The sequence below is a fragment of the Bifidobacterium subtile genome, from assembly GCF_000741775.1.
GTDB lineage: Bacteria > Actinomycetota > Actinomycetes > Actinomycetales > Bifidobacteriaceae > Bifidobacterium > Bifidobacterium subtile.
In genome coordinates this window covers 492,819-511,953 of sequence record NZ_JGZR01000006.1, presented here as the reverse complement: position 1 = coordinate 511,953, position 19,135 = coordinate 492,819, and the positions used below count along the sequence as shown (strand labels likewise).

Annotated in this window: 9 protein-coding genes and 1 riboswitch; of the genes, 6 read left to right on the top strand and 3 right to left on the bottom strand. The window is 63.5% G+C overall.

Annotation, left to right across the window (positions count from 1 at the left end; genetic code table 11):
* The first annotated feature begins 404 nt into the window (after positions 1-404).
* From BISU_RS06515 to BISU_RS06495, 5 genes are all read left to right on the top strand, one after another.
* Positions 405-1,637 carry an ATP-binding protein gene (locus BISU_RS06515; RefSeq protein WP_024463220.1) on the top strand — a complete coding sequence of 411 codons (1,233 nt, stop codon included), beginning with the start codon at positions 405-407 and terminating at the stop codon, positions 1,635-1,637.
* Positions 1,638-2,015: 378 nt separating this feature from the next.
* On the top strand, positions 2,016-2,996 hold the full coding sequence (locus tag BISU_RS06510) for a metal ABC transporter substrate-binding protein (RefSeq protein WP_024463219.1): 981 nt from the start codon (positions 2,016-2,018) through the stop codon (positions 2,994-2,996).
* A gap of 11 nt (positions 2,997-3,007) precedes the next feature.
* Entirely contained in the window at positions 3,008-3,934 is a 927-nt protein-coding gene (locus BISU_RS06505; RefSeq protein ID WP_226839100.1) for a metal ABC transporter ATP-binding protein, read from the top strand.
* Entirely contained in the window at positions 3,931-4,797 is an 867-nt protein-coding gene (locus BISU_RS06500; RefSeq protein WP_024463217.1) for a metal ABC transporter permease, read from the top strand. Before BISU_RS06505 ends, BISU_RS06500 begins: the two co-directional genes overlap by 4 nt.
* Positions 4,798-4,979: 182 nt before the next feature.
* The gene (locus BISU_RS06495) at positions 4,980-5,777 is read left to right on the top strand and encodes a siderophore-interacting protein (protein WP_024463216.1); all 798 of its coding nucleotides are present in this window, start codon (positions 4,980-4,982) and stop codon (positions 5,775-5,777) included.
* Between the two features lie 173 nt (positions 5,778-5,950).
* On the opposite strand, the gene BISU_RS06490 is transcribed toward BISU_RS06495, so the two are convergent.
* Positions 5,951-6,346, bottom strand: a complete 396-nt coding sequence (locus BISU_RS06490) for a VOC family protein (protein WP_024463215.1) — start codon at positions 6,344-6,346, stop codon at positions 5,951-5,953.
* A gap of 155 nt (positions 6,347-6,501) precedes the next feature.
* Here BISU_RS06490 and BISU_RS06485 point away from each other — a divergent pair, with 155 nt between their 5' ends.
* Positions 6,502-6,954: a MarR family winged helix-turn-helix transcriptional regulator gene (locus BISU_RS06485; protein WP_024463214.1), complete on the top strand. Its 453-nt coding sequence runs from the start codon at positions 6,502-6,504 to the stop codon at positions 6,952-6,954.
* 303 nt (positions 6,955-7,257) lie between these two features.
* Here the strand turns inward: BISU_RS06485 and BISU_RS06480 are convergent, their stop codons facing one another.
* Positions 7,258-8,643, bottom strand: coding sequence for an LLM class flavin-dependent oxidoreductase (locus BISU_RS06480; protein WP_024463213.1), 1,386 nt, complete (start codon positions 8,641-8,643; stop codon positions 7,258-7,260).
* 144 nt (positions 8,644-8,787) lie between these two features.
* A riboswitch (TPP riboswitch) is annotated at positions 8,788-8,884 on the bottom strand.
* Positions 8,885-9,621: 737 nt separating this feature from the next.
* Positions 9,622-19,128, bottom strand: a complete 9,507-nt coding sequence (locus BISU_RS06475; protein WP_024463212.1) for a type I polyketide synthase — start codon at positions 19,126-19,128, stop codon at positions 9,622-9,624.
* Positions 19,129-19,135: the final 7 nt, after the last annotated feature.

The following is a 19,135-nucleotide window of genomic DNA, read 5'->3' as shown; positions in this document are numbered from 1 at the left end:
TCCATTATGAAGAAGGCTGGCACACACATCAAGACTTGATTTTCCACGATCCTGTGGTAATGCAAATCAGCTGAACCCGTGGGACAAGGGACCAAACAAAGCATGAAACAGAAGCACACAGCAGCGCAGATCAACTGCAGATTCGCTGAGTCCAGCACCAGTCCAGCCACAAGCAAGCGTCGTATCGCGCTTCTATCGAGAACTCACACCCCGGCAGGCACCGCCCGGCCCGTTCTTCCCCGATTCGCAAACTCAGACTCTTCGCAAGCTCATCGAACACCTCAGGAAATCTCATACACAGCTCTGAGTGTGAATTTGGTCCCTTCCGGGGGGCATTATTGATGAAAAGGGCAACTTTGCCCCCCGGAAGGGTCGCATTATCGTGCAAAGAAGGGAGAAACCACATGATGCTGTATCCGCGGCAACGGTATTTGAAGAGGCTCCGTCCCTTCTATGACGACGCCGGTCTGATCAAGGTGATCACCGGTATTCGCAGGTGCGGCAAATCCTCCCTGATGATGAGCGTCGCTGACGAGCTGCTGCAACGCGGCGTCGACGAGCGCAGTATCGTGTTCTTGAATCTCGACAGTCGGGAATTGCGCAAAGTAACCACTCCCGACGCTTTGGACCGCGCCATCGAAGAACGGATCCCAGATAGCGGCCTTGTCTACCTGTTCATCGATAAAGTGCAGAACGTCAAAGGCTTCGAGACCGTGATCAACGCCTACCGCGAGGATGGACGGTTTTCCATCTTCATCACCGGATCGAATTCCTACCTGCTCTCCGGCGAACTGGCGACCAAGCTGACTGGACGGTACATAGAGCTGGAGATGTATACGCTTTCCTACGGCGAGTATCTTGATATGCGCAAGTTCATCGGCATGCCGGTCGAAAGCGGCCTGCCGTCGTTCAACGACTATCTGACCTACGGCGGGTTCCCCAAATCGTTGGAGTACTCTGACCCGGATGCCAAAGCCCTGTATATTCAGGATGTCGCCCGCCAGATATTCGAGAAGGACATCACCGATCACAGCCGAGTGACGAATCGCGACACATTCGAGCGGGTGCAATCATATTTGATCAACAACTATGCATCCCCTACCAACCTGACACGCATCGCGCAATACCTGCAGCATAGCGAGCACATCGCCGTCAAACGCGAAACGCTCGCCAGATACGTCCGCATGCTCGAGAACGCCAAGATTCTGTACACATGTCCAAGGTTCGATCTCAGATCGCGCAAATCGCTGCGGGGCGGAGAAAAATACTATATTGCCGATCCAGGCATCTACTTCGCGCGCAACACCGACACGAGGCTGAGCTACGGGCCGGCGCTCGAGAACGCGCTGTATCTGCATCTGCGGGCGAAAGGCTATCAGGTCAGCATGGGGCGAATCGGCGGGCTCGAATGCGATTTCATCGTCCGCAGACGAAACCAATACGCATATATCCAGGTTTCCATGAGCATCCTCGATCCACAGGTGGAGGAACGCGAATACCGGCCGTTTGCAATGATCCGCGACGCCTACCCGCGATACCTGTTCACGCTCGATCAGCTTCCCCTGCAACGCGATGGCGTGAGGCATATCAACCTCATGCAATTCCTTGCCGACGACGGGGACATCCAATTCGACTGATACCGAATAATACGTCCTTCCGGGGAGCATTGTTGATGAAAAGAGCAACTTTGCCCCCGGAAAGTCGCGGTATTCGGCATCATATTGGTTGCGCGACGAACCCTTTACCGCTCATCACAACGTCTGCGCGGACGACGACGCGCGGCCTGCACGATGCGTGCAGTCAAAAGTTTGACCCATAGAACTTTCTATAGTATATATGGGGATGACGGTAGAAGGGTATGGCACGAGAGCCTATCGCGCATAGTTGCGGCGATAGGGCATCGAAAGGCGAGCTTCGTCACCTCGCCGCCCGCATAACCGAATGCGAACAATGCGAACAATGCGAATAGTAGCGCTCCGTTACCTCCACAGTAGAAACGATAGAGGAATACCATCATGGACCAATCCACAATCTCAAGGCGCCAGCATTGGCTGGGCGCGCTCATCGCCGTGGCCGTCGCGGCGGCCGTGCTGCTGATGTCGGCATGCGGTGCCGGCAACGGGAACGCCGGCGGATCAGCCGATGGCGGCGATTCCAACGGCAAGCCCACAGTGCTCACCACATTCACGATTCCCGCCGACATGGCGAAGAACGTGGCGGGCGGCCATCTCAACATCGTCTCCATCACCAAGCCCGGCGCGGAAATCCATGACTACGAACCGACCGCCAGCGACATCGTCAAAGCGTCGCACGCCGATCTCATCCTGCGCAACGGGCTCGGGCTGGAACGCTGGTTCGACCGCTTCGTGGCCGGTTCGAAGGCCAAGAAGGTCGACTTGAGCGCCGGAGTCACGCCGATGAACATCACCGAGGGCGAATACGAGGGCAAGGCGAATCCGCATGCATGGATGTCGCCGAAGAACGGGCAGATTTACGTGAGCAACATCGTCAAGGCGTTCAGCGATCTGGATCCGCAGCATGCCGCCGATTATCGCAAGAACGGCGAGGCATACAGCAAGAAGATCCAAGCCGTCTCCGACCAGCTCACCGGCGAGCTCTCCTCGCTGCCAGGCAGCGAGCGCACGCTGGTCAGCTGCGAGGGAGCATTCTCGTATCTGACGCGCGACGAGGGCCTGAACGAGGTATACATGTGGCCGGTCAACGCTGAGAACGAGGGCACGCCCCAGCAGATCGCCAAGGTGGTCGATGCCGTCAAGAAAGACAGGATTCCTACCGTTTTCTGCGAATCGACCGTGAATGGCAAGGCCATGCAGCAAGTCGCCAAGGAGACCGGCGCGACCTTCAACCAGGACGATGACCACCTGCTGTATGTCGATTCCCTGTCGGCCGGCAATGGCCCGGTGCCTACGTATCTCGATCTGCTGCGACATGACGCCGAGGCGATCATCAGCGGGCTGACCGCGAAGCAGCGATGAGGAGAGCGGCCTTGAGCACCGCGACGCTGAATGCCGAAGCGTTTGCTGCCTCGCACGCCCCCGCCGCGGCGCGGCATGGCTCTCCCGCTGTGGACAGCCATGCCGCGCCGCGCGACCTGACCGCCCACGGCTATGCGATCCGCAGCGCATCCGCCGGCTCGCGTGCCGCGTCGGCGGCTGCGGCCATTCCCGGCGGCATCCACGTGCGCGGTCTGAGCGTCTCCTATGACGGGGTTCCGGCGTTGCGCGACGTCTCCTTCGACATCGAGCCGGGGCATTTGTGCGGCCTCGTCGGCATGAACGGGGCTGGCAAATCCACCTTGTTCAAAACGCTGATGGGCGTCGTGCGCCCTGATGCCGGATCGGTCCAGCTGGCCGGCATAGATGGCCGGCAGGCGCGCAAACGCGGGATGGTCAGCTATGTGCCGCAGCAGGAGGATATCGACTGGTCGTTTCCCCTGCGCGTCGAAGACGCAGTGATGATGGGGCGGTACGGCCTGCTCAACTGGCTGCGCTCCCCTCGCCGCGAGGACCGCGAGGCAGTGCGGGCGGCCATCGGGCGCGTGGAGCTGGGCGAATTCTCGCGCCGGCAGATCGGCAATCTCTCGGGCGGCCAGCGCAAGCGCGTCTTCGTAGCCAGAGGGCTGGCTCAGCGGGCGCGCATCATGCTGCTCGACGAACCCTTCGCCGGCGTGGATCGGCGCTCCGAGCTGATGATTGCCAAAGTGCTCAAAGACCTGGCCCGAGACGGCATGACCATTCTGGTGGCGAGCCATGATCTGCACGCGCTGCCGGAACTGTGCGACGAGGCGATGCTCATCAACCGCGCCATCGTCGCCCACGGGCCGATCGCTGAAGTGCTGCAGCCCGAGCAGCTTGCCAAGGCATTCGGACTCGAACCCGAGGACCAAGCACTATCCGAGGATCTGATGCGATGACCGGCAACGACCTGCTCACCCTGCTCTCCGCCGCCATGCAATACGATTTCATGCGGCGCGCGCTGCTCACCGGCCTGATCACCGCGGTCATCTGCGGACTGCTCAGCTGCTGGCTCGTGCTGATCGGCTGGTCGCTCATCGGCGATGCCATCTCGCACGCCGTGCTGCCCGGCGTCGTGTTCTCCTATATCTTCGGTCTGCCATTCGCCGTGGGCGCACTGGTGTTCGCGCTGCTCACCGTCTGGATCATCAGCGTGCTGCGCAAACGCTCGGGCCTGCTCAAGGAGGACGCCATCATCGGCACGGTGTTCACGCCGATGCTCGCGCTTGGCGTGGTGCTGATCTCGATCACGCCAAGCCAGACCGACCTCAACCACATCCTCTTCGGCAATCTGCTGGGCGTCACGGACGGCGACCTGCTGCAGGTCGCGCTGCTCGGTGGGCTGACTGCGTTCGTGGTATTGCTCAAACGCCGCGACATCACACTGTTCGCCTTCGACCCGATGCACGCGCGAGGTATAGGCATCTCCCCGGGAATGATCAGCGGCCTGCTGCTCACCGCACTGGCGCTGACCGTCGTGGCCGCGCTGCAGGCGGTCGGCATCATCCTTGTGGTCGCGATGCTCATCATTCCCGGCGTCACCGCGCGTCTGCTCACCGACAGCATCTGGCGCATGCTGTGGATATCGCCGCTGGTCGCTGCCATCGCCACGGCCATCGGCGTGTTCCTCAGCTACGTGCTCGACGCCTCGACCGGCGGCATGATCGTGCTGGCCCAAGCGCTGTTCTTCGCCGTCGTCTACTGCTTCGGTCCCAAAGGCGTCGTCGCGCTCGCGCTGCGGAGACGACGCGCACGAAGCTGAATATGTCGGGCAGACCAATAGCGCATTCGTCTGCCCGACACACTCTTGACTTGATGCGGCAATTCATTACGCTTGGCAACCAATCGCAGAGAGCCAGCAGCTCGACGCCGGCCATGCGAGCCTCGAAAAACAACGTGAAGGCAGTTTGAGGGCATCATGAAGGCAATCGAAAGGCGGTACTGATGAGCAGTATCAAAGTGACGCACGCCGACTCCGGCCTCGTGCTCACGACGGTGACGGCCAGCCGGCATGTCAGCCCGCATATCGTGCGGGTGACGCTCGGCGGCGGCGATCTCGACCGCTTCGCATTCACCGGCTTCGACCAGTGGTTCCGGCTGGCCATACCCGTGCACGCCAGCGACCGCTTCGACAATCTGCCCGCGCGCTTCGGCGTCGGCGGGCTGGTCAAATATCTCACCTTGTCGAAAGGAACCCGCCCGGTCATCCGCAACTACACCGTCCGGCAGTACCGCAGCGACCCGGCCGAAATCGACATCGACTTCGTCATGCACGGCGATAAGGGCATCGCCAGCCCTTGGGCGGCATCGGTCAAGCCCGGTGCCAAGGTCGCGTTCATTGATCAGGGCCACGGCTGGGCACCCGTGGACGCCGACCAGGTCCTGATCGTGGCGGATGAGAGCGGCATGGCTGCCGCCCTAGGCATCCTGCGCGACCTGCCCCGCGACACGGTCGGCAACGCGATCATCGAGATCTTCGACGAATGCGACGAGCAGGAGCACGAAGCCCCGGAAGGCGTCAACGTCCAATGGCTGGTGCGCGACCCATCCGAGGCTCCCGGCACGCTCGCCCTCCCCGCCCTGCGTGCGCTGCCGCTATGCACGAGCCTCTACGCCTTCGCGGTCGGGGAATCCGCGCTCGCCACCGGAACACGCCGCTACCTGGTCAACGAACTGGGCCTGCCCAGAGCCAACGTCACCTTCTGCGGCTACTGGCGCATCGGGAGATCGTCGCCGAGCTAGACGCGGCGACAGTTAGCAGGGTGCCCGCGGCACTGTTTCGAAGGCACTGCTGCAGAAGCACTGTTGTGAAGCCAGCTGCCCTGTCCTCATCGCAACGAGGATGGGGCAGCTGGCTTTATGCTTGGCTTTGCGGAGATTGAATCGGGCTGCGGCGGTGAGGACGGCGGGGCGGGTCAGGCTTTGTCGTGCATGGTCACGGTGTAGCCGTCAGGGTCGAGGAATGAGAAGGTGACGCCGAAGGGACCGTCGAAGGGCTCTTGGACGATCGTCACACCCGCGTCCGCCAGCTTGCGGTGCAGGGCGTGGGCGTCCTGGCAGTGGAACCAGACGCCGATGCCGGCACCGAGCTGGCCCAGAGCGTCGAGATCCACGCCCGGGAACGGGTTGCGCACGGCGAAGGCGACCGGCCCGTCGGCGAAAACGACGGCCTGGGGGTTGGACGCGGGCAGGCGCGTCAGGCCGACGGTGTGCTCGTAGAAGTCGGCGGAGGCGTGCAGGTCGCGCACTTGGAACGAGACGAAGTCGGGGCCTTGCGTGTCGGTGGTGGCGGTAGTGGTGGTTGTGCTCATGGTTCATGCCTTTCATGGGAGTGGAGCGACGGACGGCGGGTCGGCAGCCGCCTACGGGGGTTAGCTGCGTCTGTCCACCGAGTTACGTCAATATATTGACATAACTCGCCGCGTTTGTCAAGATATTGACATGAGGGTGCTGTATGAATGATCGTATGAGAACATCGCATGATCCCAGCCCGGGCGAGCTCGGCGTGCTCGTCAAGGCGACCCAGTCGCTGCTCAACCAGCGCATGGACGAGGCGCTGCGGCCGCTGGGCCTGACCGTCCCGCAGTACGCATGCCTGAGCAATCTGATCGACGAGCCGGGCATCACTAGCTCGGAGCTGGCCAGGCGCAGCTTCGTGTCGCGCCAGTCCATGAACGTCCTGCTCCAGGGCCTCGAACGCTCCGGGCTCGTGCGGCGCTCCGAGCAGCCGGGGCAGCGCCGGGAGAAGGCCACCCGGCTGACCGGCCGCGCCGAAACCCTGTTCGCGCAGGCGGATAAAGCAGTGCAAGCCGTGGCTAGGCGCATGACCGCTGGACTGAGCAAGACGCAGCGCGCCGAGCTGTACGCGCTGCTTACCGTTTGCGGCGACGCGCTCGTCGAGGAGCAGGCCCACGCCTAGCGCCTCATCACTTCGAGTTCCGAGGCAGTGACGTTGACGACCGAGTGAATCGTGAACGAGTTCTTCGTGGCTGCATGCCGTTACACGAGCAGCGCTGCTGCTGCGTCGCCATGGCCGACCGATAGCTGCCATGGCTGCGTTGTCGTCAGCAACGTCGACTCGGCCCATCGAGCCGACCATGCGGTGAAGGGCAAGTGCGCGCAAGTACCTTCTGGGAACGAAACTAGATTCCCAGCACCACTGTCGCAACGCTGAAACGCAGTCCCGGTCAGAGTTCAAAGAACAAACTCCGTTCAGCTCTCATCACAAGTGGCGATAGCCCGAACCCCGGTGCGAAGCCGGCAGCCGGTCGCCCTGACCGAACATGCGGGCACGCAGCGTGCCGTGCTCGGCTTTTTGCGGGTAAACGCCGCGGCGCTGCAGCACGGGAACCAGGTACTCGATAACATCTTCCCAAGTCCCTGGGTTAAGCGCATAAGCAAGATTGAAGCCATCCACATCAGTCTGCTCCATGAACTGCTCCACCACATCCGCAACGGTCTCACCCGAGCCAACCACCACTGGACCACCCGTCGCGTTGATACGGGCACTGTCGCGAAGCGTCCAGCGGCCGTCGCCATCGGCAGCTCCAGACAGGCTCGATACAGTGGTTTGAATCGAATCGGTGTAGACAGGATCCAGCGGCATATCAAGATCCTCCTGCGAGAGGTCCAGCCCCGACCATCCCGAGTTCAGCACCAGGTTTCCCGTCTCTGAGGCGTACGAGAAGATGTCACGACTCTTCGCGGCAGCCGCTTCATCTGTCTCATCTACGACGATCGTCAACAGAGAATAGATCCGGGCCGCATCGCGCCCGCGGTCGGCAGCCTCCAACGCCGCACGAATCTTGCGGACCTGCTCGCGGGTCTGAGCGAGAGTCGGAGCCGCAATGAAAATCGCTTCGGCGTTCTCGGCCGCAAAACGAATCCCTCGCTCGGAGGCTCCGGCCTGGTAGATCACCGGCGTACGCTGCGGGGACGGTTCCGAGAGGTGGATTCCGGGAACAGTAAAGTACTTCCCCTCGTGGTTGATGGGGTGAACCTTGGAGGGATCAGCGAAAGTGTCATGCTCGGCGTCAAGGATGACAGCGTCGTCATCCCAGGAGCCCTCCCACAGCTTGTAGAGCACCTCCATGTACTCATCTGCGCGATCGTAGCGCTCGTCGTGGGGAATCTGATCGTGTTCGCCCAGATTTTGGGCGGCGCTCTTCAGGTAGCCCGTCACCACATTCCACCCGATACGCCCGCGCGTGAGGTGGTCGAGCGTGGACATGCGGCGCGCAAACGTATAGGGATGCTCCGCCGATGTACTCGCGGTAATTCCAAATCCCAAGTCTTCGGTCACGGCTGCCATGGCGCTCACTAACATCATGGGATCGTTCATGGGGATCTTTGCTGCAGTCCGCAAGGCGGCGTCAGCATTGCCGCCGTACACGTCATACGAGCCCAGAGCATCAGCAAGGAAGATCCCGTCGAACAGCCCGCGCTCCAACAACCGGGCGAGATCCATCCAATGCGCAAGGCTCGTGTAATCGCGAGAATGATCGGCCGGATGGCGCCAAATGCCAGGAAGCTGGTGCCCTACTCCGTTGATGGCGAAGGCGTTGAATCGAATCTTTCGATTGCTTTCAAGGTTATGTTTTGCTGGCATAGTGGCTATTTCTCCTCACTGCACACTGAGTACTGGGCATCAGTGCTATTCTTCTGCTGTGCTATTGCTCTTTTCGACGGCGAAGGAAAGCCAAGCGGCCCAATGACATGCAAAAGAGTGCTCTGAGGAGCCACATCGAATGCAGGTAAGACATTCGGACATTCCCTTCGCCAGTACGAACTGGATCAGGTTCGACGGGTCTCATCTCAGCCGCCTATGCGCGGCACCCCGTGTCACTTGCACCCATAATAATGCAATCATTCGGCTCATGCAACGGACGTTTCGCCGACAGATGGGCCTGCTGCACGGATAGGTGACAATTGGGATTAGGCCGCGAGGACCAGAGTTTGGTTCATGATGGTCTGATTCGTCCGACCATCCGGCTCCGGCCACCGTTCATTAGGTACTTTCCCCGTCTAACCGCCCGAACAGAGGTTTCATGAGCAACGTCATGCGCTTAGAATCGGCGGAATTCCAACAATCACGTGAAGTGCATGCGGGGCCTGTACTTGGGGCATGTGCCTAATGAACGAAAAACTACCTAATGAACACTCCACGACAGCTCTTCGACGGTGCTTGCACCTGGTACAGGCACGATATTCGTTCATTAGGTAGTTTTTTCGTTCATTAGGCACTTCGCAAAATAGACGCCGAATCCGGTGTGGAATATTTTGGCGGAATAACACCGTTTTCAAGAATCGACCCAAGGTCGTCTTAGCCCGTTTAGACGTACAATCTGCGCAAATGTGCCTAATGAATTTCCACAGCAGTATAAATAGCGGAGGCGTCAAGCGGACAGCGCTGCGCGCTGTCCGTAGCCGACGCCGAGGGCCCACCAAGGGCCCGAGGAAACAACGGAGTCCACCCTGAATCAGTTTCGTGAACACAAACACAATAAGCGATTACACGCCCACTGCAAAGGAAAGGGGCGGAGAGAATCAACGTTCTCTCCGCCCCTAACCTACTCAGTTACACCGTTCACGCTTCGAAATAGCCCGAAGCACCCAGTCTTGCGTTCGGATCGAGCAGCATGGCCTTCTCAACCTCATGGGCATCGTAGCTGCGCGAATCCTCGTGGAAGCGGCGGTTATCGATCGGCTCGTAGAGCGCGGCGCGGCCCATCATGCCTTCTTCGAGGTGGCGCTGGCCGGCGGCGAGGCGTTCGTTGGCGCGGTTGCGCCATACTTCGAGCGCTTCAGTGCCGGCGGTGTTCGCCACGGCGGCTTCGAAGGCGCCCGGGTTCACGATGGCCGTGAATCCGCTGACGTGGCCGAAGCCGAGCGAGGTCGCCAAGCCGGCCTTGACCTTGCCGACTTCAAGCGGCTGCTTGAGCCAGACCAGATGGTCGTCGCGCTTGAGCTTGGGGTCGACGCAGTCCAGCGAGGCGTTCGCGGGAATACGGCCGGAGGTGAACAGCTGCGTCAGGCCGTTGACCTGGAAGATGCATGCACCGCCCTTGGCGTGACCGGTGAGCGACTTCTGCGAGATCACGAACAGCGGGTTGCCTTCGCTACGCCCGATGGCGTGCGCAATGGTGTTGTGCAGCTCGGACTCGTTGGGGTCGTTGGCGTTCGTGGAGGTGTCGTGCTTGGAGACCACGGCGATATCGTCCGGGGTCACACCCAGCTTCGCCAGATCGTGCACGAGCTTGGAATCCGTGCCACCCTGCGCCGCCGCGAGCGCGCCGAGGCCGGGGGCCGGAATCGAGGTGTGCGCGCCATCCGCATAGCTGTGGATGAAGCCGACCACGCCGGCGACCGGCAGCCCGAGCTTCAGCGCGATATCGCCTCGCGTGAGCAGAATCGTGCCGCCGCCCTGGGATTCCAGGAAGCCGCCGCGACGACGATCGTTGGCCCGCGAGAAGAAGCGCGGCTCGATGCCCTTGTCGTACATCTCCTGCGAGTTGGCGGTCGCGTTCATGTTGCCGAAGCCAATCACCGACTCCACGCCAATATCATCGATAGCGCCGGTGACCACGAAATCGGCCTTGCCGAGCGCGATCTTGTCGGCGCCTTCCTCAAGCGACACCGCAGCGGTGGCGCAGGCGGAAACCGGCTGGATCATATTGCCGTAGCCGCCGATGTAGGACTGCATGACGTGGGCCGCGACCACGTTCGGCAGCGCCTCCTGCAGGATGTCGGTCGGAATCTCGTGGTTGAGGAAGCGGTCGAGGTACAGCTTGCGCATCGAGTTCATGCCGCCGAAACCGGTGCCCTGCGTCGAAGCGACCATCGAGGGATGAATCGACTGCAGTATCTCAACCGGGCTGAATCCTGCGGACAGGTAGGCGTCGACCGTGGTGACGATGTTCCACAGCGCGATCTGGTCCACATCGCCCACCATGGAAGCGGGGATGCCCCACTTGAGCGGGTCGAAGCCCTTGGGGAACTGGCCGCCGACCGTGCGGCTCATCGTGGCGCGGCGCGGCACGCGGATCATCGACCCGGCGTGGCGCGTCACTACCCATTCGCCGGATTCCTCATCCTGCGCGATGGTGGTATGCGCCTCGTCAAGCTTGACGTACTCATCAGCGACATCCTTGGTCGGCACGGAGAATTCGACATCGTGGTCGAGGAAGACCTCGGCTTCCTCCTCGTCGGCGCCGTCCTTGTAGTCGCTGCCCATGCCCTCATCGAAGGGGCGAATGCCGGAGCGGGCCACGACCTCGTCGTGATAGCGCTCGGCGATATCCTCCTCGGGCACGAGGTTGCCGTCGGCGTCGTACCAGCCCGGAGCCGGGCTGTCCTGCCAGGTGACCAGGCCCATATTCCACGCCAGTTCGAGCACTGCGCCGGCCGACAGCTCGACCGAGCCATCGGGGCGAATGCCCATCTCGGCCTCGAAGCGTGTGCGCCCGGAGCCCCAGGGGCCAAGCTCGCCGATCGAAACGATGACGATCTCATCCTCGGGCTTTGCGCTGACGCCCTGCCAGTCGGCCAGATCGACGGGTGCCTGATGGCGGATGTGCGGGGTGGGGAGGGCCTTGAGGGTGGTGGACGCAGAGCCAGCAATAGCGGATGTTTCAGGGTGATCTCCGTTGTTACCTCGGCCCCTTAGCGGGGCCTCGGCGTCGCCTACGGAGAGCCCACTGGGCTCTCCGCTTAACGGTTCCGCATCTTTTTCCGCTTCGTTACGTAGCGCCTTAATATCAATCGGCGTCGAGCCCAGCCCGCCGGTCAGGTCGGCGTCAAGCGGCGCGATGACCGCCTGCTCGCGGGCCTGCCGCGTAGCCATATCGAGCAGCTGCACCGCGATCTCCTCGGTCGAATAGGTGCGCAGACCATGCTTTTCGACGACGGCGACCAGCGGATCGTTGCCGCCCATAAGCCCGGTGCCTCGCACCCAGCCGATCTTCGGGTGGGCGAAGGTGACGCGGTCGGACCAGTCCTGCTCGGCATGCGCGCGGGTGACGATGGCATCGAAGGCGCTCTTGACCTCGCCGTAGGCTCCGTCGCCGCCGAACACGCCACGGTTCGGCGAGCCGGGCAGCACCACATGCAGCTTGTGCTGCACATCGGTGTCCGCGCCAATCGCGCTGAAACCGGCGATGGCACGCTCCACGCCCCACAGCATCAGGCGGGACTGCGATTCGAACAGCTCGCCCGAATCGGCCATAGTGCCGTGTACCGGAGGCGCCGCGAAGGGGAAGAACAGCGTCGGCTCGTACGCGGGTTTGAGAATCGTGGTGGTGGCACCGGTCGTTTTTTTACTGACCGAACCGACCCACTGCACGAGCGCATCGACATCGCGGTAGCTCGACAGATTCGCGGGAACCAGCCAGAGCTTGGCGTTGCCGACCGCATGGTTGCGGTACGTGCGCTTGGCCCATTCCTTTGTCGCCGTGGTGAAGCTGTGCGAGGTCGCAATAACCGTCGCGCCGCCAGCCAGCAGGCCGTTGACGATCTGTGCGCCGATCGAATTCGCGGCGACGCCAGTGACGATAGCCACATCGTTGGCGAAGCGAGAAGACTGCGGATCTTCGGCGAGTGGCTCAAGCGCCTGCTCGGCGATGTGCGCGAAGGTGGCGCTGAGTTCCTCATTGCCATCGGCCCGGGCCTTGCCGGCGAACCAGCGGGCCTGAGTGCTTACGTCCTGGCCGGCGCCGATGAAGTTCAGCGAAGCGATGGTTTCGGCAGTCGTGCCGCCGTTCTTGCTGCCATAGTACAGCCGCGCAAGATCCTCGCGGGCCGAAGCCCAGCGGTCATCCAGCAGCAGCGCACGACGCTCGTCGAAGCGCGGCTCGACCTGCTTGGGCCAGTCGGCCCCCAGCTCGGCCTCGACGGCGGCGACCACGGCGGCGTTCGCATCTTCGGAAGGCGCTACGGCCGGAGCGGCGACGCCAAGCTCGTTCAGCACGAACCTCGCCGTGGCGGCGAGCACGCCGTCAGAGCCGGTGACCTGCTGCGCGAAGGCGTCCAGCGCTGCGGAATCCACAACCGCGCCGCCTGCGGCACCGCCCGCATTGGGCAGGCCGACCGTGATGCCCTGGGCCTGCGCCACATGCTGCACGGCGGCATCGATCAGCGCGTTCGCCGCGTTGGCGTTCGCCGCCGGATCGGTGCCCAAGGACGCAAGCTCGCCGCCACGGGCGGAAGCGCCTTCGCGGGTCTCCAACACCAGCGCGGAGACGACATGCGAAGCCCAGCCAGCGCCGAGCTGCCACGTATCGGTCACGCGCTTCTCGATCTGCGTGAGCTTCACGCCCGAAGCGCCGAAGAGCCCACGCACGCGGTCGCGCACAATGTCGGAGAGCACCGGGCCGAAGGCCTTGTAGTTCGGCGCGACCTTGTTGACCAGGGCGCTCAGAGCCGGAATCGCAGCCTCGGCGGCACCGTCCACGCTCGCCACGCCAAGCTCGGAGCTGATGTCCATGAGTAGCTGGTTGCGGCGGGACGAGACGCCATTGGTCAGCGTGTCGGTCGTGTCCACATCGCCGATCTGATCGGGGCGGACCTTGGCCGCGTACGCCAGCAGCGTGGCAATGGCGTCCGAGGCCTTGTACGCGATGTCCGCCGGGCGTTCGCCGGAGGTGGCGACCGGAACGGATGGTGCGGCAGCGGCGGGTTGAGCGGATGAAGCAGCTTCTGCGGAAACCGGAGCGGCAGCCGGCGCACTTGCCGTAGCTTGAACCGTCTGCGAACCGGAAGCCGAAGCCGAGGCAGCAGAATCGTTGCCATTAGTAAGCTGAACAGCTGGGTCCGTATCCGTCATATACACGCGGCTCTCGTCGCGACCGAGGTTGTACACCGTGACCTTGCGGCCGGAGAAGTCGGGCAGCCTGAGGGTCTTCGCGCCCAGGTTCGCCAGCGTCGGAGCATTGCCCAGGCCCACTTCGACGTACTCTTCGACGCCAAGCCCGCCCTGCGACGGCTCGCCGAACATAAGCGCCTGCGTCTCGATCCAGCGCACCGGAGAGGCGAACTGCCACGAGAGCAATTCGGTGAGCAGCAGCCGGCCGAGCTTCTGCTCGTCGGCGGCGTAGGAATCCCAGACCGCCGGGTCGTCCAGCGCCTCCTTGATGCGAGCGGAAGGCACCACTTCGAGGATCTTCGCGGCGAATTCGCGGGTCATCGCGAAGGGCGCGGCCACGAGGTTCGGGATATAGCGACCGACCAGGCGATCATAGTCGATGGTCTGCGGCAGCAGCTCGTCAAGCTTGTCGCGGAACTCCGGCACGCCCTTGCGCAGCAGCGTGGAGTGGAACGGCACGTCGATGCCCGGCACGAGCATGAACGCCGGCTTGCCACCAGCCTCCTTCGCGCGGCGGTTGCTGTCGGCCTTGAGATACTTGAGGCCCTTGATGGTGCCCGCGATGGCGTACTGCTGCCCGGCGAGGTTGTAGTTGACGATTTCGAGGAATTCGCTGCATTCGGCGGACACCTGCTCGACATAGGCCTTGATCTGATCATCGCCCACGCCGAACTGGTTCGGCCGCAGCGCGCCCATGCGGTAGTTCGAGCGGCCCTGTGCGTCGCGCTCGATGAGATGGTGCATCGTGGAGCCGCGGTGGAACACGAGTTCCAGCACGGTTTCCAGCGGGATGATGCCCGCGAAGGAGCTCAGCGCATTGTATTCGCCCAGCGAATGGCCGGCGAAGTACGCAGGCCAGATATCCGAGCCGGACTCGCGCAAGCGGGACGTCTGTGCGAAGGCCACGGTGGCGAGCGCCACCTGAGTGAACTGGGTGAGGTTGAGCAGGCCGTCGGGGTGGCGGTAGGTCACGCCGTTGGCGGTCAGTTCGGTCGGGTTGTCGCGCACAACGGCGAGGATCGAGAACCCAAGGCGTTCGCGGGTGAGCTTGTCGGCCCGTTCCCAGGTCTCACGCGCAGCGGCGGACTGGGCGCGCTCGCCCAATACCATGCCCTGCTGCTGGATGCCCTGGCCGGGGTAGACGAAGGCGGATTTCGGCGCATGCGCGACGGCGGTGCCGCGCGAGACGATCTGGCCGTCGATGCGGCAGGTCACCTCAAGCACCAGTCCGCCGTGGCGCAGCTTGCCCACGCGCTCGACGCTGATCTCCACGGCGTCGTCCAGCTGGACCATGCCGTACATGTTGTAGGTCCACCCGGCGATCTCGTAATGCACGCCCTTGTCGTCAGCGGCCTGCGCCACATGCTGGGCGGTGCCCGAAAGCCACATGCCGTGTACCAGCGGCGCGGTGAGCCCGGAGACCGCAGCCCCGCGATGCGAGGTGTGGATCGGGTTGAAGTCGCCCGAAGTGCGGGCGAAGGCCGTCATCTCGTGCGGCGCGGTCACCGTGACGCGGCGCAGCATACGACGTGGGGTGTTCATCACCAGGTCTTCGCTGTCATCGTCATCGAAAGGCGTGCCCTTGCCGTTGGAGCTGCCCCGGAACGAGAGGTAGTCGCCGTATTCGGGAGCCTCGGGCGGCAGCGCCTGCGAGTAGGAGCGGCCGCGGATGGCGAAGCGCTCGACCTCGTGGGCCAGCACGGTGCCGTCAGGCGCGGTGTGGGTCACATGGATAATCACCACGCGCCCGGAGGCGGATTCGAGGTAGTCCTCGGCCCAGCTGGTCAGCGCGATGCGCTCGCCGGTGTGGGTCAGCAGCTCGGCTTCGGTCACGTCCAGCTCGATCAGGTGGTCCAGATGGACTGCGTTTAACAGTCCTTCGATTACCGGGAAGCCGTGGACGTATACCGAGCCCAAAGCAGTATAGATGGCCGGCCAGGCCGGGCCGACCAGCGCGTCGGGCACGATGCGCGAGGCCAGCAGCGAGCCGGGCAGGGTTCCTGCGGTCGCCGCCTCATGGTCGAAGCCGAGGTTGGGAGACAAGGTGTAGCCGGTATGCGCCAGCCCGAATGGGTAGCTTTCCTTGTCGTCCACGATTTCAACGGTCGGCATGGCGGCGAGCTTGTCGCCGGTGATGGCGGTGTTGCCGATGCCGGCGGTGTCGGCGAGCATCGCATAGACGTGCTGCGGCAAGCGCTCGCGGTCCACGACCGGGAATCGGCCGGGCTTGGCGGCGTCGACGGTCAGAGGGATCACGATGTCGCGCACGGCGTGCTTGGATGTGCCGCCGTCAGGATCGTTGTCCCAGAAGGTGTCGAGGTGGATGTCCAGATCGAAGAGCGCATTGCCGTCGCGGCTTCCCGTCGCGGTGATCTCGTAGTGCGGGTCGCCCAGCGCGGTGCCGAAGGCCGGGTTGGCCATGAGGTGGCCGACCCAGGAGATGTTCGGGCTGCGGCGGATGAACTCCTCAGCGCTCGCGGCGGCGCTCAGCTGCGCGAAGGCCTGCTCCAGCTCGGCAGCAGCCTCAGCTTCGCCGGCCTCAAGGGCGCGCGTGCGCTCGATGGCCGCCTGCTCGAAGCGGGAGAGGATATCGCCCACCGTCTCGTCCACGCTCGTGATGCCAGCGACCGAGATCGGCCCCGGGATGGCGCGCACGGAATCGGCGGAATAGCGCGGATCCTCGGACTGCCATAGCTGATCCTGGCCCCACCAGCGCAGCAGATCGTTGTCGATGGCCGGCACGAAAGGCATGGGCTTGGGGTACTCGCGCACCAGCGAGATGAACCAGGCCACATCGTTGGGGATCACCTTGATCTCCTTGGCCTGCGGGTAGGCTTCGACCAGCGTCGCGATGGCCGCGTACGGGTCGGACTCTACTGCTGCGCGGGAGGCGAAGAGCGAGTCGAATTCGCCGGACTCCTGATCGCGCACGCGGGCCTCGACGCGCTGCAGCAGGTGCAGGAAGCGGTCGGCGTACGTATCGTCGGCCCACGGGAAGGAGAGCCGTGCGAAGCGCTCGGCCCACTGGGCATAGGTCATCGCGTCCACATCGCCGAAGTACGGGCGGGAGGTGGTGTTGAGCGTTTCGATGATCTCGTCGCGGCGGGTAAGCAGCTCCTCCGGGTGCTTCATCACGCGCACGAGCAGCCGCCCGCAGCGCGACGAGGAATTCTCAAGCTCGTAGATATCGGCATGCAAGTGGCTCAGGCCGGAAGAGACCCCGCCCACTGCCTGGCCGCTCGGCACCCACTTCTCGCCGATCGGCGCGAAGGGGTCCTCGTCGTCCTGCGCCTGCACGATGCCGGGGGTTTCGACCAGCAGCCGCTTGACCTCAGGGCTGGTGTAGGCCTCCTTGGCGGTCATCGCGGCGGTGCCGATCATCACGGCGTCCACCGGCATATCCGGCAGGTCGTAGACGCGCGCCCACTGGCCGGAGATGTAGTCCGCGGCGCGATCGGGCGTGCCAATGCCGCCGCCGGCGACGAGTACAAGATTGTCGCAGGCGCGCACGTCGGCGTAAGTATTAATAAGCAGATCGTCCAGCGATTCCCACGAATGGTGCCCGCCCGCAGCGCCGCCTTCGACCTGCGCAATGATCTTCGTCGGCGCGACGGCCTTGGCGATGCGCACCACCTGACGAATCTGGTCAACGGTGCCCGGCTTGAACGCCACGTAGGGGAAGCCGTCGGCGTTCAGCGTGGCGACAAGCTCCTTGGCCTCGTCAAGCTCGGGGATGCCCGCCGAGACGACCACGCCGTCGATCGGAGTTCCTGAGGCGCGCTTCTTGGGCACGATGCGCTGGGTGCCGAACTGCAGATTCCACAGGTAGCGGTCCATGAACATCGCGTTGAATTCGATGGTGGCGCCCTCGTCAAGCTCCTGCTCAAGCTTGGTCACATGGCGGTCGAAGACCTCGGCGGTCACCTGGCCGCCGCCAGCCAGCTCGGCCCAGTAGCCGGCGTTGGCCGCAGCCGCGACGATTTCAGGCTCGACGGTGGTGGGGGTCATGCCGGCGAGCAGCACCGGCGGCTTGCCGGTCAGCTCGCTGAACTTGGTGCGGATGCGGTCGCCGGAGGGCGTGCGAATCGCCTTGGGAGCGAAGGCCGTCCAGTCCTGCGTGCGGCCCGGCTCGCCTTCCATAGTCGAAAGCGCGGCCCGGTCGGCTCCGCTGGCGGCTTCGACCACGCCGGCGCCGGTGCCTTGCACCAGCGCGCCGACGAGCTTGCCGACGGTCGTGCCGGGGCCGAGGTCGACAATCCACAGCTTGGCCGGGTCGGTCGAGGCAAGCAGCTCGTGCACGCGCGCGGCCCAGTCCACATGGTTGACCAGCACTTCTTCGGCGAGCGCACGGGAGCGCGACTCGTCCAGCCCACTGGCCGCAGCCCACACCACGGTCTGCTCGACGGCCTGCGCCATAAGCGACGAATGGAACGGCACCGTGACATCAAGATATTCAAGCACCGGCGCGAACACCGAACCGCCGCGAACCTTCTCCTCGCGCAGCTTGGCCTGGTGCTTGTGCTCCTTCTCGGTTTCCACGGCGAAGGCGGCCAAGTCCTCCGGGTAGCCGGAGAGCACATGCTGGTTCGCCGAATTGGTGACGGCAATCGAAATCGGGCCACGCGGCTTGTTCACGCGGGCAATCAACGTTTCGACCTGCAGCTGTGTCGCGCCGCGCACCGACAGCATCGGCGTCGCCTCGCCGCTCTTGGGACGCAGGGCGAGCATACGCGCCTGGCGCGTGCCGGCCACGCCGATCAGCTGCGCGATGGCGAGAATCTGGTCGATATCGCTTTGCGCAGCCTCGATGGAGCCGGCGTCGACGATGGCCTGCACCATATGCTCAGCGATGACACCCTGCGAATGGCCCAGCACGGCGATCGGCTTGGCCGCAATCACGTCATAGCCCAGGCTTGCGGCGTCAATCAATGCGCCCAATTGCGTCAAGGCGATGCCCGGCACGCTGGCAGCAGCATCGGCTCCCGCTCCGAGCGAGGCCGTGTTCGCTTCGAAACCGAAGAGATCGACCGGCCCGCCGGTTGTGGCAAGCAGCTCGGGGTTGACGCTCACCAGCAGCCGGTTGGCCGCATCGGCGTGCGCGTGGAGCGTGGCGGCAAGGGTGGGGTCGTTGCTCTGGTCGGCGAGCGCCGCCGTCCAAGGGGTCGATTGGCCGCCGAAGGCGAGCGCATGCGGCTCGCTGGACAGGCGGTTGAGGAAGAACGTGGTGTCGGTCATGACATTC

Excerpts from the sequence above, each read along its gene's own strand:
- BISU_RS06515 (WP_024463220.1), top strand. The coding sequence starts at position 405 with ATGATGCTGTATCCGCGGCAACGGTATTTGAAGAGGCTCCGTCCCTTC.
- BISU_RS06510 (WP_024463219.1), top strand. The coding sequence starts at position 2,016 with ATGGACCAATCCACAATCTCAAGGCGCCAGCATTGGCTGGGCGCGCTC.
- BISU_RS06500 (WP_024463217.1), top strand. The coding sequence starts at position 3,931 with ATGACCGGCAACGACCTGCTCACCCTGCTCTCCGCCGCCATGCAATAC.
- BISU_RS06495 (WP_024463216.1), top strand. The coding sequence starts at position 4,980 with ATGAGCAGTATCAAAGTGACGCACGCCGACTCCGGCCTCGTGCTCACG.
- BISU_RS06490 (WP_024463215.1), bottom strand. The coding sequence starts at position 6,346 with ATGAGCACAACCACCACTACCGCCACCACCGACACGCAAGGCCCCGAC.
- BISU_RS06485 (WP_024463214.1), top strand. The coding sequence starts at position 6,502 with ATGAGAACATCGCATGATCCCAGCCCGGGCGAGCTCGGCGTGCTCGTC.
- BISU_RS06480 (WP_024463213.1), bottom strand. The coding sequence starts at position 8,643 with ATGCCAGCAAAACATAACCTTGAAAGCAATCGAAAGATTCGATTCAAC.
- BISU_RS06475 (WP_024463212.1), bottom strand. The coding sequence starts at position 19,128 with ATGACCGACACCACGTTCTTCCTCAACCGCCTGTCCAGCGAGCCGCAT.